Origin of the sequence: Streptosporangium sp. NPDC001681, from assembly GCF_040298085.1 — a bacterium.
Taxonomy (GTDB): domain Bacteria; phylum Actinomycetota; class Actinomycetes; order Streptosporangiales; family Streptosporangiaceae; genus Streptosporangium.
This window is the reverse complement of the sequence record NZ_JBEOZN010000014.1, coordinates 19,809-36,036: the sequence shown is the minus strand read 5'-3', so window position 1 is coordinate 36,036 and position 16,228 is coordinate 19,809. Positions and strand designations below refer to the sequence as shown.

Below are 16,228 nucleotides of genomic sequence, written 5' to 3'. Positions count from 1 at the left end.
GGCAACGTTCCGGCATGAATCAGACCTTGCCGAAGCCCGGACGCGATCAGCCGACCCGGTACGGCTCGGCATCGGCGCGGCGCAGGATGAGGCCGTGGCCGGGTGCGTCGGGACGGAGCCGGACACTGCCGCCGGTCGGGTCGAGGACGCCGTCGAAGAACATCGACTCAATGCGCACGTGGTCGTGGAACCATTCCAGGTGGCGCAGGTTGGGGGTGGCCGCGGCGGCGTGCGCGTGCAGGTGCGGTGCGCAGTGGCCGGAGATCTGCAGGTCGTGCGAGGCCGCGACGGCGGCGACGCGGAGCCATTCGCTGATGCCCCCGCAGCGCGACACGTCGGCCTGCAGGCAGTCCACCGCCCCCGCCTGGCACATCCGCCGGAAATAAGTGAGGTCGTACCCGTATTCTCCGGCCGCGACCTCGGGCAGGACCGCGTCACGGACCTCACGCAACCCGCGGAGGTCATCTGAGGAGACCGGCTCCTCCAACCAGCGCACGTCCAGGTCGGCCGCCTCACCCATCACCCGGACGGCCTGCTTGACGGTGTAGGCACCGTTGGCGTCGACGAACAGCCCGGTGTCGTCGCCGACGACCTCCCTGGCCAGGCGCATCCGGCCCAGATCCCGGCCTGGATCGGCGCCCCACGACTCGCCGATCTTGATCTTCACCCTGGGAATCCGCCGTTCCTGGGTCCAGTGGACGAGTTGCCGGATCAGCCGCCGGTCGTCATAGGTGGTGAAACCGCCGCTGCCGTAGACCGGAACCTCCTCGTGCACCGCGCCGATCAGCCGGTGCAGCGGCAGCCCGAGCAGGCGGGCCTTCAGATCCCACAGCGCCACGTCCACGGCAGAGATCGCGTATCCGACCGCACCCGGCCTCCCGTCGTTGCGAACGGCACGGACCATCGCCCGCCAGGCTCCGGCGATGTCCAGCGCGGCGCGGCCGAGCACCGCCGGGGCGAGCCGGTCGCCGATGACGGCGGCGCAGGCGGCGGGCCCGTACGTCCAGCCGAGGCCGGTGCCTCCGGCCGCCCGCACCCGCGCCAGCACGATCGTGGTCGAATCCCACGCCAGCGTCCCGTCGGCCTCGGGCCCGTCGGTCGGGACGGTGTAGACGCTCGCCTCGACCGACTCGATCGGCGGGTCGATCACCTGCCGTCGCCGTCGTCACGGTGCGGCAGGAACTCCTGAACCTTGGTCTTGATCCCTTCCCTGATGACGCCCCAGCGGTTCTCGTCGCCTCGCAGGAGCGCCTCGGCGGTGTCCTTCATCTGCTCGAAGCTCGCGTGCGGCGGAATCGGCGGCACATCCGGATCGACGTGCACGTCCAGGAGCATGGGCCGGTCGGCACTCAGCGCCTGCTCCCAGGCCGGCCCGATCTGGTCGGGCCTGTCGACGGTGACGGCACCCAGGCCGAGAGAGGCGGCGAAGCCGGCGTAGTCCACGTCGGGCAGAGTCTGCGACTGCGGAAACTTGGGCGCGCCCTGCATGGCGCGCATCTCCCAGGTCACCTGGTTGAGGTCGTTGTTGTGCAGCACCGCGACGACCAGTCGCGGATCGGACCACTCCCGCCAGTAGCGCTTGACGGTGATGAGCTCGGCCAGGCCGTTCATCTGCATCGCACCGTCACCGGCGAACACGATCACCGGGCGGTCCGGACAGCCGAACTTGGCGCCGATCCCGTACGGCACGCCCGGCCCCATGGTGGCCAGCGTGCCCGACAGCGAGCCGCGTACGTCACCGCGGAAGCGCAGGTTACGGGCGTACCAGTTGGCGGCCGAACCGGAGTCGGCGGTGACGATCGCGTTGTCGGGCAGCCGCACGGACAGCTCGTGGAACAGGCGCATCGGGTTGATCGGCTTGGCCTCGACCATCGCCTCCATCCGCACGGTCTCCCACCACCGCTCGACGCCGGCCTCGATGCTCTTGCGCCAGGACCGGTCCTCCTTGGGTTCCAGCAGCGGGATGAGCGCCCGCAGGGTGACGGCGGCGTCTCCGACCAGGTTCACCTCGTAGGGGTAGCGCATGCCGATCTGCTTGGGATCGATGTCGATCTGCACGGCCCGTGCCTGGTCGAAATCCGGCATGAACTGGGTGTAGGGGAAGCTGGAGCCGACGGTGAGCAACGTGTCGCAGTCGTTCATCATCTCGTAGCTCGGCCGGGTGCCCAGCAGCCCGATCGAGCCGGTCACGTACGGCAGTTCGTCCGACAGCACGTCCTTGCCCAGCAGCGCCTTGGCCACGCCCGCCCCCAGCAGCTCGGCGACCCGCTGGAGCTCCTCACGAGCCCCGCGGGCACCCGCACCGGCCAGGATCGCGACCCGCTCACCGGCGTTCAGCAGGTCCGCGGCATGGCGGAGCGCGGTGCCGTCGGGAGAGATCGCCGGCCAGTCGACGCCCAGGCTGGAGGGCACCATCTTGAACGCGTGGCCCGGCGCGGAGTACTTCAACTCCTGCACGTCGGCGGGCAGGATGACCGCGGTCGGCGCCCGCTCGGCCAGTGCCACCCGAATCGCCCGGTCCAGCACGTTCGGCAACTGCTCGGGCACGGTGACCATCTGCACGTAGTCCCCCGCCACGTCCTTGTACAGCGACAGCAGGTCGACCTCCTGCTGGTAGGAGCCGCCCATCGCGCTGCGGTTGGTCTGACCGACGATCGCCACCACCGGGACGTGGTCGAGCTTGGCGTCGTAGAGCCCGTTGAGCAGGTGGATCGCGCCCGGTCCCGAGGTCGCCGCGCAGACGCCCAGGCGGCCGGCGAACTTGGCGTAGCCGACCGCCTCGAACGCGCTCATCTCCTCGTGCCGCGCCTGGACGAACCTCGGCCGGTCACCGGCCCGTCCCCAGGCGGCGAGCAGGCCGTTGATGCCGTCGCCCGGATAGCCGAAAACCCGCTCGACTCCCCATTCGCGCAGGCGTTCCAGCACATGGTCGGCAACGGTCGTCGACGCCATCGGTCATTCCCCCCCAAGGATCAGGCGACAGCCCTCCCCGGGACGTCCCCCTCGACCTCGCCTACCCGCCAGCCGGCCGCTCTACCGTTGCGTTTGACGAACCGGGGGCAAATAGAGGTGATGACAGTGTTCAAAGGCGACATCCACCCGCTGCGCGAATACGCGGTGATCGCCGACGGCGAGCGCGCCGCGCTCGTCGGCCCGGACGGGGGCTGCGCGTGGATGTGCTTCCCCTCGTGGGACTCACCGGCCGTCTTCAGCACGTTGGTCGGCGGCGCGGGAGGCTACTGGGTACGGCCCGAGGACGAGTGGCGGGTGTGGGGCGGCTACTACGAGGAGCGCGGTCTGATCTGGCGGAGCCGCTGGGTGACCGGCGACGGAGTGGTCGAGTGCCGAGAGGCGCTGGTCCGTCCGGCCGACAGCGACCGGGCGGTCCTGCTCCGCCGGGTCGAGGCAGTCCGCGGTCCCATACGGATCCGTATTGAACTGAACATAAGAGCCGATTTCGGCCGCCATACGATGACCGGGCTGCGCCGTTCGGGACAGCTGTGGACCGGACGCAGCGGCGAGGTCCGCATCCGCTGGGCGGGCGCCGCCCGCGCGGAACCGGTGGACGGGGGCCTGGCCATGTGCCTGGACCTCGGGCCGGGCCAGGCACACGATCTCGTTCTCGAACTGTCAGCCGGAGCTCGTACGGACCCGCTGGCCGCGGACGCCCTGTGGGCGGCGACCGAGGACGGCTGGCGGGCAAGCGTGCCGGCCTGCGATGACACGATCGCGCCGCGGGACGCCCAGCTCGCGTACGCGGTGCTGACCGGCCTGACCAGCCGTACGGGCGGGATGGTCGCGGCGGCGACGACGTCGCTGCCGGAGCGGAGCGGCGCGCACCGCAACTACGACTACCGGTACGCCTGGATTCGTGATCAATGCTACGCCGGTCAGGCGGTGGCGGCCCACGGCGGCCGGCTCGAACTGCTCGACGCCTCGGTGGCCTTCGTCGCCGAGCGGATCCTCACCGCCCGCGAACATCTGAGACCCGCCTACACGGTGACCGGCCACCCGGTGCCATCGGAGACACCGGCGCCGCTGCCCGGTTACCCCGGAGGGAAGGTGATCGTCGGTAACCGCGTCACCCGCCAGTTCCAGCTCGACGTCTTCGGCGAGGCGCTGCTGCTGTTCGCCGCGGCTCAGCGGGCGGATCGGCTGCCCCCCGAGGCCGTCCGCGCGGCGCGCGCCGCCGTGGCGGCGATCGCCAAGCGCTGGCAGGAGCCGGAGGCCGGCATCTGGGAGATCGACGACCGGCGGTGGACGCACTCCCGGCTGACCTGCGTGGCCGGGCTGCGGGCCTGCTCGGCCCTCGTCCCGGACACCACCGAGACGGCCGGATGGCTCTCGCTCGCCGAGACGATCCTGGCCGCCACCACCAAATCCAGCCTGAACATCACGGGGCGCTGGCGGCGTGCCCCCGACGACGACCGCGTCGACGCGCCCCTCCTCCTTCCACCGCTGCGCGGCGCGCTGCCCGGCGATGATCCACGCACCGTCGCGACGCTGGCGGCGGTCCGCGACACGCTCGTCCAGGAGGGGTTCGTCTACCGCTACAAGATCGATGAACGCCCCCTGGGCCAGGCCGAGGGGGCGTTCACCTTCTGCGGTTTCCTGCTCGCCCTGGCCGAACACCAGCAGGGAAACACCGCCCGGGCACTCGGCTGCTTCGAACGGATCAGGTCCGGCTGCGGCACCACCGGCCTGTTCACCGAGGAGTACGACGTGGTCCAGCGCCAGCTCCGCGCAAACCTCCCGCAGGCGTTCGCCCACGCCATGCTGCTGGAGAGCGCGACCCGGCTGGCCCACTGACGCTCAGCGGCGCATCCGGCGCAACAGGCGCAGCCCGGCCAGTCCCAGTGCGGCTCCCCCCACCGCCAGCACGGCGCGATGCTCCGCTCCCCACAGCTGGTAGCTGCGCCGGTGGGAGCGGCTGTCGAAGATTCCGTGCGCGCCATAGTCCCGGCCATCCTCGCTGTCGGCGGGCCGCCACAGGTTGGCGGGCTGATCAGGGGCACGACACTGATCCGTCTGCTGGGACTCGAAGCCCGTTCTCGCCAGGTAGTGGTCCAACAGCCCGGGAACGACCTTGTTGGCCAGCAGGGTGACGACGGTGCTACCGCCGACCCAGTACTCCCGGCGCTCCGGGTGATCGGCGGCGTACAGCAGCGCCCGGGCCGCGACCTCCGGCTGGTAGATGGGCGGGACCGGCTGCGCCTGCCTCGGCAGGCGTGACATGACCCAGCCGAACTGCGGCGTGTTCACCGCGGGCATGTGCACGATCGTGACCCGCACTCCGCTGCCGTGGTGCAACAACTCCGTGCGCAGCGATTCATGGAATCCCTGGATGGCATGCTTCGCCCCACAGTAGGCCGACTGCAGGGGAATACCGCGTTTGGCAAGTGCCGACCCGGTCTGCACGATCACGCCCCGGTCACGCGGCAGCATCAGATCCAGCGCCACCCTCGTGCCGTGGACGACTCCCAGGTAGGTCACCTCCGTGACCCGTTTGAACTCCTCCGGCTCGATGTCGACGAACTCGGCGAACACCGAGCTGAACGCCACGTTCACCCACACGTCGACCGGGCCGAGCTCCCTTTCGGCACGCCGCCCGGCCTCCCGGACCGCGCCGTAGTCGGCCACGTCCGTCGGGAGCACGAGCGCCTGGCCACCGGCCGCCGTCACATCCTCCGCCGCCCCTCGCAACCCGACCTCCCCCCGTGCCAGCAGGGCCACTTTCGCCCCCTGGGCGCCGAAGGCCCGCGCGGTCGCACGGCCGATTCCCCCGCTGGCTCCCGTCACCACCACCACGCGTTCGGCCATCGCCAGAACCTCCTCCGACATGCGCATCTCCTACCCCACGGGCGGGTTCCAACCGCCGCGCCTCGGAAGGATGCCGGCGACATGCCAAACATGACCGGTTCCTTAACCGGGACCATGCCACCGGCGCTCCGCACGGGGCGGGAAAAGGTCGGACGGCCCGCGCGGATGCCCCGACCCGTCCTGCCTCAGCCCGCCGAGACCCGAAGGACGATCTTGCCTCGTAGGTGCCCGGTCTGACTCAGCCGGAAGGCCTCGGCGGCCTCTGACAGATCCAGCACCGTCGCGATCTCCGGGACGACCAGACCGTTCTCGATCATCTGTCGCAGCTCGTCGAGGTCCGCCGTGCTCGGCCTGGCGAACACGAAGACGCCGCCGTGCTCCAGCACGCCGTCGTTGGTCAGCGAGACGACCCGTCCCCGCGCGTCCTCGCGCAGCAGGTCAAGGGAGGAGACCAGCGTCTCGCCGCCGTACATGTCCACGATCGCGCTGACACCGGCCGGCGCGAGCGCCCGAACCCGCTCGCCGAGCCCGGGACCGTAGGTGACGGGCTCGGCGCCGAGGCCCCGCAGGTAGTCGTGGTTGCGGGCCGAGGCGGTGCCGATGACACGCGCTCCCAGGGCGGCGGCGATCTGTACGGCGAACGACCCGACACCGCCCGCCGCGGCCTGCACCAGCACGGTGTCACCGGCCCCCACCCGCAGCGCGTGGACGAGTGACTGGTAGGCGGTGAGGCCCGCGATGGGGACGGCCGCCGCCTGCTCCCAGCTCAGATTGACCGGCTTGCGGGCGATGGTGCGCACCGGCGCGGCCACCCGCTCGGCGTAGGTTCCCCTCCCGATGGAATCCTCGCGCACGTACCCGATCACCTCGTCTCCCACCGCGAGGTCGGTGACCGTCGGGCCGACCTTCGCGATCACCCCTGCGACGTCCCAGCCGGGGACAACGGGAAAATGCACGTCGAAACGACTGTCCAGCTGCCCGGCGGCTGTCTGCCAGTCGACCGGGTTGACCGATACCGTCCTGACGTCGATGAGAACGGACTCCGGGCCGAGTTTCGGCTCGGGGACCTCCGCCATCTCCAAGACCTCCGGCCCTCCGTAGCGCCGGTAAACGACCGCCTTCATCAAATCCTCCAATGTGGAAATCCCGCCTTCAGGCGGGGAGGGCGACGGGGAATCCCTCCCTCGGCAAGGGGAGGATGTCGGCTCCCCGCCTTCCGCTGATGAACCGATGGTGTCTTCGGAATACCGCGAGCCGCGGCTCAGGCGCTCACGCCGACGCCTCGACGCCGACGTTCCCGTCACGGGGCTCGGAGCTGAGCGACACGACGACGATCTCGGGCCCGCACTCCTGACGGCCGACCAGCCGGGAGCCGACCAGCCTGCAGGACAGCTCGACGAAGCGATCCTGCAACTGGGCGACCGACAGCCGGCCGTCGGGGCGGTACCAGACGGCGACCCCGTTGCACATCTCGAGCAGCGCCAGCCTGGCCACCCGCAGGTCGGTGATCTGGAACTCCCCCGTACGCACCCCCCGTTCCAGCACGCGCTGGAACATGGACTCGTAGTCGTCACGCATGGCGACGATCTCCGCGTGGTTGTCCCCGGTCAGTGCCCGCACCTCGCGGTCGGTGACCTGGCAGGTGAGCGGGTTGACCGCCTCCGTCGCGACCTGGGCGAGCACCAGCCTGGCGAGCTGGACGGCCGGGTCCGCGCTGGGCTCCAGGGCCTCGCGCCCGGCGCGCAGCAGCTCGCCCAGGCCCGCGCGCATGATCCCGGCCAGCAACTCCTCCTTGCCGCCCGCGTAGTGGTACAGCGTGGCCGAGTTCAGCCCGGCCGCGCGGCCGATCTCGCGGATGCCCGTGGCCGCGAAGCCCCGTTCCGCGAAGAGCCGCACCGCGGCCCGCTGGATCTGCTCGAGGTTTGACACGGTATCTCTCAATCGAACGATTGATTAGACATCGCACCCTAGCAGGGCACCCCGAGGATGACGTGATCCCGTTCCGGCGCCGCGGGCATGGCGGCGCCGAGATCGTGGGACGACCGTGGAAACCATCGAACCGGGTCAGCGGTAGTAACCCTCGACCGGGACGCGCGCCTCGTCGAACAGGGCGGGGCCCTCCTGCCGCGCGCCGGCGCCGGTGGCGGCCGGTTTGAGGCTCGCGAGCTGTTCGTTGGAGAGCGCGAACACCACGCGGCCGAGGCCGGATCGTTCGATGGCACCCCCGCACATGGGGCACGGCTGGCAGCTGGTGTACATGGTCGTGGCGGCCGCGACGGCGGGGTCGAGCTCGCGGGCCGCCCACCTGGCCAGCTTGAGCTCGGGGTGGGCGGTGATGTCGGCGTCACTGAGAACCGTGTTGCGGTCCTCGGCGAGCACGGTGCCGTCCGGGCCCACCAGCAGTGACCCGAACGGCGGGTCACCGGCCGCCCGTGCCGCGGCGGCAAGCTCGATGGCCCTGCGCAGGAACTTCTCATCGTCGCCGGTCATGGTCTCCCTCGTTTCTGTCTGATACGTGCTCGGATTCCAGCGGGCGGCCACGGTCGCGAGCGCCTGCCAGGCGGTCTGCGGATGGCGTGTCTCGTCCGGATCTCCGTTGAAGGGGTCGAGTACGACGGTCTCGGAGCCGAGGAGGCGCAGCTGTTCGAGGTCGTCAAGGATCTGGTCGATCGTGCCCTCACCGGCGAGCCGCCCGGGGGCGGTGATCGGCGTCTCGGTGAGCCGCAGGGCGATCCGGGGAGCCAGGGCGGGCACCGGCCGTTGACACTCGTTCGCGATGGCCTTCAACCGGCCCAGCGCCTCGCGCAGCCAGGGGAGGGTGAACCTCAGCGGATGCCATGCCTCGCCGAGATGCACCGCCCGGCGCAGGCCGGCGTCGCTGTTGCCGCCGACCCAGATCGGTATCCGCCCGGCGCGGTAGTCCTTGTCATCGTTCCAGGCGGCGCGGATCGCCCGGAGGTGATCGTCGGTCAGCGCCCCGCGCCGCTGGAACGGGACTCCGAGCGCGTCGAACTCCTGCCGCGCCCAGCCGACGCCCACGCCGAGGACGAGCCGTCCCCCGCTGAGCTGGTTGAGGTTGGCGGCCATCCGGGCGACGAGCAGCGGGTGCCGGTACGGCACGATGAGCACCGTGGTCCCGAGCCTGACCCTGCCGGTGATGCCGGCCAGCCAGGCGAGGGTGGTGAAGGGTTCGTAGAACGGCGCCGGGTACTGTTCGGCGACGTCGGGTGTTATCGCGATGTGGTCGGAGACCATGAGCAGGTCGAAACCCAGGCCCTCCACCGTCTGCGCCCAGTCGCGCAGCACGCCGGGGTCGGTACCTGGCCCAAAATTCGGGATATTAACGCCTATTTGCACTGGTTCAGGCTATCCAGCCGTTATTTCCCGTTGGAAGGGAGTTTTCTCGGCGTAATAGTTGGTATGCCGTGAATATGCCGGTACCTTTGCCGGATGACCGAGAGCCTCGACGCCACCGACTGGTCGATCCTGGTCGAGGTCCAGCGAGACGGCCGCATCCCGCTGACCGAGCTGGGGCGGCGGGTGAACCTCAGCGCCTCCGCCACGACCGAGCGGATCAGGCGCCTGGAGGCGGCGGGCGTCATCACCGGCTACCACGCCCACGTCGACCTGGCGAAGGTCGGCTTCACCGTACTCGCCGTGGTACGCCTGAAGTATCCGGGCAGCCGGCACCAGCCCCTGCACCGGCTGCTCGACGAGCGCCCCGAGATCCTGGAGTGCCTGCGGACCACCGGCGACGACTGCTACGTGCTGAGACTGGCCGCGACCTCCATGACCCACCTCGAACAGCTCGTCGACGAACTGGCCCAGTTCGGCAGCACCACCACCAACCTCGTCTACAGCCGGCCCCTGCCCTACCGCGGTCCCCAGGGCCCCTGACACCGCCACGACAGGATCGCGGAACAGGGCCTAACGGTCGGCGACGAGCCTCGCGGCGACGGTCAGCGCGATCGCGCTCCGTTCCTCCTCGGGCACCTCCATGCCGAGCAGGAAGGGAACGCTGCCCATGAGCGGACCGCCGGCGCCGTGTCGGTGCCGGGCAGTGCTCGCTCGTCCTGCCGGAGATCTTCGACTCCGACGACGAGGGACTCGTCATCGTGACCGGCGAGGTCACCGAGGCCGGCGCCGACGGCCTCCGCCACGCGGTGCGGATCTGCCCGGTCGGAGCTCTCAGCCTCCGGCCTGCCCCCTCTCCCGCCCCGGGAACGCGTTGACCGGCCAAGGGCCGGTCAGTCGGTGTCGTGGGAGACCAGCAGGCTCAGCACCTTCCCGCGCGGGCCGAGCGCGCCGACCGCGAACTCCTGGTCCGTCCAGTACGGCGTGCGCCTGGTGATCTTGAACGCCAGCCACCGCCACCGGGCCGCGAGCTCGTTGACCCGGTGGACGGACGCGTCGGCGGGAGCGCGCACCAGACCGGCGACCGACCGCCACGTCGCCAGCCTGCCGTACCCACCGCGAAGCCCGGAGGAGTGAGTGGCGTCGCAGTAGGCGGAGGTGAACAGCTCGGCCACCACCGAGCCCAGGCTGCCCCGCTGCCCGTTCAACACGGTCTCCGCCACGAAGGCATCCGGCAGGAAGGCGTTCACCCCCAGCGGCACCAGCTCCTCAGGGCCGACAGCCCCGGGAAGTTCGAAGATCTTCGCCCATCCCGGTGAACTCCAGTGCTCCACCGCCGCGGTGATGAGCCGCTCCTCCTGCCGGGTGCTCACGATCGCAGGCTCCCCACCGGGAACCCGTGCGAGCGTGCGACCATCCAGGAGGAGCCCCGCGGCCTCCGGATGCTCGGGAATGTACCAGTCTGGCTGGGGAACCCAGCCAGACTGGTACTCGGGCACGCGTATCCAGCGCTCTCCCCTGCCGAGCCTCAGGGGTAGCTCCGCGAGAGGATGCCCCAGCTCGCGCAGGGCGGCGACGCACCGCACCGCCGCCGGCACCCGGGTCAGGTTGACCCGGCGCACCACCAGCTCCTGCGCCAGGCAGGCGATCAGCTCCGCCCAGATGTCCGGCTCGGCGGGCACACACCCGAACAGCGGCAGCAGGTGGTGGACCCGCCGGGACTCGGCCAGCAGCGCGGCCAGATCGCGGACCTCCCGAAGCCGCCGCTCACCGACGTAGTGACCGCGTACCAGCTCGGCCAGCGACCCGGCATCGCCGGGAACGCGTGCCAGGATCGGCCCATGTGGCCCGTCCACAAGCGCGTGCGAGATCACGAAAGCTCCTCCGGCGACCTTGCCCGCATGCTCGCCCCTCCTCGTGGCAAAACCCGTCCTTTGCCAACCGGACACCGTTACACTACGTAATCAAGTGATGACCGAATCGGCGGCGTCCCGCATGCCGGCCATCACGGAAGTCAGGAGACGGTCGACAAAGGGATCCGGACGATCATGCCGGTGCCGGCGGAGTTGAGCAAGATGACCTCGGCGGAACCCTCCAGAAGAGCGGCGGCCCGGCCCCCGGACCCCACGTCACGGCCTCCACGGACAGCAGGCGCGAGGTCAACGACCCTCTCCTGAAGGAGGGGGCTTGAGGCGCGGTGATGCGCTTCGAAGCCCCGTGTTGACCAGCCCTAGCCGTCATGAACTGGAGGTGTGATCCAGATGGCTACGTTGAACACAAGATCGCAGACCGACCTTGGGGTGCTTCCTCAGCTCCAAGCTCTCGAATCCGTGGGAGCAGACACGCCCGAGGGTGGGCACGAAACGGCTCACGGACACCGCCTCACGGCGGTACCTGGTGTTCAACCTGGGCGAGGGGAGACCGGTCCGGCCGCACCGCCGCACCGGCGTCACCCCAAGGGTGCTTCGGCGTCTGAGGGAGCGAACCGTGAGGTTCACCCGGCCGTGTTCGTCCTCGACAAGTGCGGCCACCTGCTCCAGCGAGCCGACCCCTACGGCTACACCACCCAGAAACGCGGCACCGTGCCGCGTTTCCTCCCCCGTCTGAAGGCGGGGGTCTCCACACTGGAGGTATCTGATGAAGATGAACACAGGTCGTCGCGGCGTCTCCGGCTCCCTGGGCGAGCACGGCCGCTTCACAAGGGCATTCCGCGTCCGCGCGCTGCCGGCGGTCGGCGCGATCATCGGCATGGCCCTGCTGGCGACGGGCGCACCCGCCTTCGCGGCTTCGGCTACCGCCCCCGAGGCACACACGGTCACCGTGCAGGCTGGCACGGCCGGCCGGCTACCCGCCGGCGACGATGTGTACCGCGACTGGTTCTCAAGCCACTCCAACTGTGTGGCAGCCGGCCAGGGGGGAATCGACCGAGGCCACTGGGAGCACTACACCTGCTCCGAGGGCGACTGGTTCTGGCATCTGTGGACCAACCGCTGAGCGGCGGATAGCAGCGCGGTCCAGCATCCGCAGGCTCCGATGACTGTGGGTCTGTGCGTTGTGTGGGGGTTTGCACCAACCCAGCCCCTTTACAATGTAGATCAAGAAGCGGTGAAATCCCCGCTCCCCATCGCGGGCGCGGTGCGGAGCGGGGATTTTACTCGCTGGAACCTCAACGGCGAGTGGACGCCGTGCGCACGCGGGCTCGGTTGTGTGCAATGACCCCATGGCTGTTGTACCGATATGGACTGACCTGCTGCGGAACCGATCCGCCCTCTGCCTGGGACTCGCCCCCTCCCCCAAGTGGCTGGAGGCGTGGCGGATGCCCGGCGACGTGGGCGGGGCCCGGCGAATGTGCGCGACGGTGCTGGAGGCCGCGGGCGAGCAGGTGGCCGTCTACCGGATCCAGGCGCCGTTCTTCACCCGGTTCGGCACCGCGGGCACCGCCCTGCTGCGTGACGTCGTCGACGGCGTGCACGAGCGGGGCTCGCTGGCGGTGCTGGACGCGAAGGTGTGCGACGCCGACGACACGATGGACTCCTACGCCGACCTCTACCTGGGGCCCGGCAGCGTGCTGCGCGGGGACGCGGTGACGGCGAACCCGTTCATGGGCTTCGGCTCCCTCGGCCCGCTGCTGCGCCGGGCCCGGGACAGCGGAACGCTGGTCATGGTGCTCGTACGCACCTCCAACCACGCGGCCGGCGGGGTGCAGTGCGCCATGACCGGCTCGCGCACCGTCGCCCAGCGCACCGCCGACGAGGTGCGGGAGTGGAACGACGAGCACGGCGTGGCGGCGGCGGCCGTGGTCGGGGCCGCCGCCGAGGAAGCCCGCGACCTGGTGGCCCGCATGCCGTCCGCGGTCGTGGAACTGCCTGGCCTGGGCCGGGTCGGACGCGACACCCGCGACCTCGTCGCCGTCGCCGCCGGCGCGCCGGGGCGGGCCGTGCTGCCGGTCACCACCGGGGTGCTGCGGCACGGACCTGACGTCGCCGCGCTGGAGGCGAGCATCACGACCTGGCGGAAGGAGATCGGCGCGGGGGTCCCGGCATGCTGATCGAGCTGCGGCCCGGCACCTCCGCCGAGGTCGCCGAGGAGGTGGCGGCGCGGGCCGGGACGCACGAGGACGTCACCGCCTGGCCGGTGCGCCTGGCCGGAAGGGTGTTCGTCGTGGTGAGCGGCGACGAGTCCCTCGCCTGCGTACCCGCCTCGCCCGCCGTGCTGGCCCGCCGCCCCACCCCTGACGGCCACTGGCTGGTACGGCGCGACAGCGGCGTGGCCGCGCGCGAGGTGACGATCGGCGGCCCAGCACTGCCCGGCCCGCCGGAGGCTCCTCGGGAGGTCGGAGTGGTCGGGGGGCCGAGGCTGTGGTGGGCGGCGGGACCGTGCGCGCTGGAGTCGACCGAGGACGCGGTCGAGACGGCCCTGGCGGTCAGAGCGCAGGGGGCGCACGCGCTGCGGGCCGGGCTGTCCAAGACGCGCAGCAGCCCCTACCACTTTCCCGGCAGAGGCCTGCGGGGCCTGGAGGCGCTCGCGGAGATCCGGCGTGCGGCGGCCATCCCGGTGATCACCGAGGTCTGTGACCCGCGCGAGGTGGCGGCCGTCGCCGAGGTGGCCGACTGCCTGCAGGTGGACGGGCGGCAGCTGGACAACCGGCCGCTCCTGGCCGAGCTGGGTGCCCAGCGGCGCCCTGTGCTGCTGATGCGGGGGCCACGGGCGAGTCTGGACGACTGGCTGCGGGCCGCGGAGTTCGTCTTCACCCGGGGTAACAGTGCCGTGGTGCTCTGTGCGGGCGCCACCGGGACACCGCAGCAGCCCGGCTTCGGGGCGATCACCGCGCTGCGCGCCCGCACCGAGCTGCCCGTGATCTTCGATCCCAGCCACAGCACCCGCTCGGCCTCGCTGGTGGCGCCGGCCGCGCTGGCGGCCTCGGCGTACGGCGCGGACGGGCTGCTCATCGAGTCGTGCACGAAGCCCGAGCGGCTGTATCGCCCCGGCGACGCGGCTCACATGTTCCCCCCCGAATCCCTGGCGGACCTGGTCGCCACCTGCGAGCGGGTCCGGGACTCCGCACGATCCCTGGAGGTCTCGTGGTGACCGCTCGCCTGACCACCGCGAGCTGGCTGGTACCGCTGCGGCGGCCGGAACGGCCTCGCGCTCGGCTGGTCTGCGTGCCCAACGCGGGAGGCGGCGCCACGACGTTCCGCGGCTGGGCCGGCTTGCCGGCCGACGACGTGGAACTGTGGGCGGTGCGCTCTCCTGGCCGGGAGACCCGCATCGGGGAGAAGCCGCCGCACCGGCTGTCGATGATCGTCGATCCGGTGATCGACGAACTGTCGCGCCTGGCCCCGCTGCCGTTCGCGCTGTTCGGGCACAGCATGGGCGCGCTGGTGTCGTTCACCACGGCGCGGCGGCTGCGCTCGCGCGGGCTGCCGGGCCCGGGGCGGCTGTTCGTCTCCGGCTGGAACGCCCCCCAGATCCGCGACGGCATGCCGCGGCTCGGGCAGCTCTGCGACGAGGACCTGATGCGCGTGCTGCACCGGCTGGACGGCATCCCTCCGGAGGTGATCGGCAACGCGGAGCTGATGAGCCTCGTCATGCCGGTGCTCCGTGCCGACCTGAACGTGGCCGAGTCCTACGTCCACGAGGACGAGCCGCCGCTGGCCTGCCCGATCTCGGTGTTCGGCGGGATCGGGGACCCGACGACGACGGCCGCCGGGCTGGGCGCGTGGAGCGCGCAGACGGGGTCGGCGTTCCGGCTCCGGCTGCTGCCTGGCGGGCACTTCTTCATCCACACCCAGCGCCGGTCGGTGCTGCGTGCGATCCGGGAGGACCTCGGCGCCTGCCGATGAGCAAAGGCCGCCACACGGGCCCCGCCACCCGCGGGGCCCCGGGCGGCGGACTCAGCGTTTCCTGCCGGTGAGCCTGCCCATGGACAGGGTGGCCTCGGCGCCGTAGAAACGGCCGACACGCTCGGCCTCCCGCTCCAGCTCCTCGCTCCGGCCGGAATCGAGTTCGACGAACGACTCGACCTTGATCTCGACCTTGCCGCCTTTCTCTCTGCGCTCCCACATGCCGGACACGACCCCGTCGACGAGCATGATCTGGTGGGCGACCGCGCCCTCGTACCTGCCCCGGCCGTGCTCGAAGACGCGTCCGGCGGTGCCCTTGGGCACGACGACCTCCTTGGGACCGCTGCCCAGGACGTACGCCTCGTACTGCGGCAGCAGTCGCAGGCAGCTCGCCTGTGACGGCCAGCGGCTCTCGTCGGCGGCGAGGACGTACGCCTTGCGGCCCTCGACCTCGACCTGGACGATCTCGTCGCCGAGCGACTCCAGCGCCTCGCGTGCCTCGGGTGGCCTGAGCGCGAACCAGCGGGCCAGGTCCTGGTGGGTGGCGGGACCGTACGCGCGCAGGTAGCGGCGGATGATCTCCATCGCCGACTCCTCGGGATCGGGCTGGTCGCCGAGCTCGACCTTCAGCCCCGCCCACCGGTCGGGCCTGACGTAGGTGACCTTGGCGCCCCGTACCGGCCCGAAGCAGAGCACGCCGAGGTAGGCCACCGGACGCAGCAGCTCGCCCCAGTTGGAGGCGAGCCTGTCCTTGGCCCAGGCGCCGACACGGCCCGACACCTCCCCCGCCAGTTCCTCGCGGGTCAGGCACTCGCCGTCCAGTGCCTGGCGGACCGCGTCGACGAACGACTCGCCCTGTTCGGCGGTCAGCCCGTGGTGGGCGTGCCAGCTGCCCTTGGCACGCCAGTAGGGCTTCCAGCGCATGGCCGCCAGCCACAGGGCCAGCTCGTCGGCGGCGTGCACGTGCAGGGTGCCGCGCAGGCTGTAGGTCTTGACGAGGCGCTTGTCGTCGTACAGCTCCGCGCGGACCTGCTCGCGGGTGGCGTCCCTCACCCGTGACCCGATGGCCAGCTCGGCCGCGGCGGCGACCTGCGCCTGCACCCCGCACACGTCACGCACGGGTTTCCGCAGGTCGCCGGAGACGGGTTTCACGAGATGGTGGCGGGCCAGCCGCCGCGCGTGGACCTGATCCCAGGTGAGTGAGTTCATGG

General features: G+C 71.1%; 14 protein-coding genes and 1 pseudogene. 7 read left to right on the top strand and 8 right to left on the bottom strand.

Translation table 11 applies throughout. The annotated features are described in order from the left end of the window. Positions 1 to 46: 46 nt before the first annotated feature. Together ABT130_RS09340 and ABT130_RS09335 are read right to left on the bottom strand one after the other, a co-directional pair. Positions 47 to 1,150: an enolase C-terminal domain-like protein gene (locus ABT130_RS09340; RefSeq protein WP_350954223.1), complete on the bottom strand. Its 1,104-nt coding sequence runs from the start codon at positions 1,148 to 1,150 to the stop codon at positions 47 to 49. Beyond that, positions 1,147 to 2,952, bottom strand: coding sequence for a thiamine pyrophosphate-requiring protein (locus ABT130_RS09335; RefSeq protein WP_350954221.1), 1,806 nt, complete (start codon positions 2,950 to 2,952; stop codon positions 1,147 to 1,149). The genes ABT130_RS09340 and ABT130_RS09335 overlap by 4 nt, the downstream gene beginning before the upstream one ends. Positions 2,953 to 3,072: 120 nt before the next feature. Between ABT130_RS09335 and ABT130_RS09330 the strand changes: the two genes are divergently transcribed. After that, positions 3,073 to 4,809: a glycoside hydrolase family 15 protein gene (locus ABT130_RS09330; RefSeq protein WP_350954219.1), complete on the top strand. Its 1,737-nt coding sequence runs from the start codon at positions 3,073 to 3,075 to the stop codon at positions 4,807 to 4,809. A 3-nt stretch (positions 4,810 to 4,812) separates the two neighbouring features. On the opposite strand, the gene ABT130_RS09325 is transcribed toward ABT130_RS09330, so the two are convergent. The 4 genes from ABT130_RS09325 to ABT130_RS09310 all read right to left on the bottom strand — a co-directional run bounded on the left by ABT130_RS09325 (position 4,813) and on the right by ABT130_RS09310 (position 9,126). Beyond that, a complete protein-coding gene (locus ABT130_RS09325) occupies positions 4,813 to 5,841 on the bottom strand; it encodes an SDR family oxidoreductase (RefSeq protein WP_350954217.1) in 1,029 nt (342 codons plus the stop codon). Positions 5,842 to 6,005: 164 nt separating this feature from the next. Then, a complete protein-coding gene (locus ABT130_RS09320; RefSeq protein ID WP_350954215.1) occupies positions 6,006 to 6,944 on the bottom strand; it encodes an NADP-dependent oxidoreductase in 939 nt (312 codons plus the stop codon). 145 nt (positions 6,945 to 7,089) lie between these two features. Continuing rightward, positions 7,090 to 7,749, bottom strand: a complete 660-nt coding sequence (locus ABT130_RS09315; protein ID WP_350925137.1) for a TetR/AcrR family transcriptional regulator — start codon at positions 7,747 to 7,749, stop codon at positions 7,090 to 7,092. A 135-nt stretch (positions 7,750 to 7,884) separates the two neighbouring features. Beyond that, the gene (locus tag ABT130_RS09310) at positions 7,885 to 9,126 is read right to left on the bottom strand and encodes a TIGR03619 family F420-dependent LLM class oxidoreductase (protein ID WP_350954213.1); all 1,242 of its coding nucleotides are present in this window, start codon (positions 9,124 to 9,126) and stop codon (positions 7,885 to 7,887) included. A gap of 144 nt (positions 9,127 to 9,270) precedes the next feature. Here ABT130_RS09310 and ABT130_RS09305 point away from each other — a divergent pair, with 144 nt between their 5' ends. Both ABT130_RS09305 and ABT130_RS09300 read left to right on the top strand, forming a co-directional pair. Next, the gene (locus ABT130_RS09305; RefSeq protein WP_350954211.1) at positions 9,271 to 9,717 is read left to right on the top strand and encodes an Lrp/AsnC family transcriptional regulator; all 447 of its coding nucleotides are present in this window, start codon (positions 9,271 to 9,273) and stop codon (positions 9,715 to 9,717) included. A 146-nt stretch (positions 9,718 to 9,863) separates the two neighbouring features. Further along, a pseudogene (locus ABT130_RS09300) lies at positions 9,864 to 10,052 on the top strand (ferredoxin); the annotation flags it as partial. A 15-nt stretch (positions 10,053 to 10,067) separates the two neighbouring features. Here the strand turns inward: ABT130_RS09300 and ABT130_RS09295 are convergent. Then, entirely contained in the window at positions 10,068 to 11,048 is a 981-nt protein-coding gene (locus ABT130_RS09295) for a DUF6183 family protein (RefSeq protein ID WP_350954209.1), read from the bottom strand. A gap of 763 nt (positions 11,049 to 11,811) precedes the next feature. On the opposite strand from ABT130_RS09295, the gene ABT130_RS09290 reads away from it, so the two are divergent. From ABT130_RS09290 to ABT130_RS09275, 4 genes are all read left to right on the top strand, one after another. Beyond that, complete coding sequence (locus ABT130_RS09290) at positions 11,812 to 12,168, top strand: hypothetical protein (RefSeq protein ID WP_350954207.1); 357 nt, start codon at positions 11,812 to 11,814, stop codon at positions 12,166 to 12,168. Between the two features lie 226 nt (positions 12,169 to 12,394). After that, entirely contained in the window at positions 12,395 to 13,222 is an 828-nt protein-coding gene (gene pyrF / locus ABT130_RS09285; protein ID WP_350954205.1) for an orotidine-5'-phosphate decarboxylase, read from the top strand. Further along, the gene (locus tag ABT130_RS09280) at positions 13,216 to 14,262 is read left to right on the top strand and encodes a hypothetical protein (protein WP_350954203.1); all 1,047 of its coding nucleotides are present in this window, start codon (positions 13,216 to 13,218) and stop codon (positions 14,260 to 14,262) included. The genes pyrF and ABT130_RS09280 overlap by 7 nt, the downstream gene beginning before the upstream one ends. Then, positions 14,259 to 15,017: a thioesterase II family protein gene (locus ABT130_RS09275; protein ID WP_350954201.1), complete on the top strand. Its 759-nt coding sequence runs from the start codon at positions 14,259 to 14,261 to the stop codon at positions 15,015 to 15,017. Before ABT130_RS09280 ends, ABT130_RS09275 begins: the two co-directional genes overlap by 4 nt. Before the next feature lie 51 nt (positions 15,018 to 15,068). Here ABT130_RS09275 and ABT130_RS09270 read toward each other — a convergent pair whose 3' ends face one another. Beyond that, positions 15,069 to 16,226, bottom strand: coding sequence for a winged helix DNA-binding domain-containing protein (locus tag ABT130_RS09270; protein WP_350925116.1), 1,158 nt, complete (start codon positions 16,224 to 16,226; stop codon positions 15,069 to 15,071). Positions 16,227 to 16,228 lie beyond the last annotated feature (2 nt).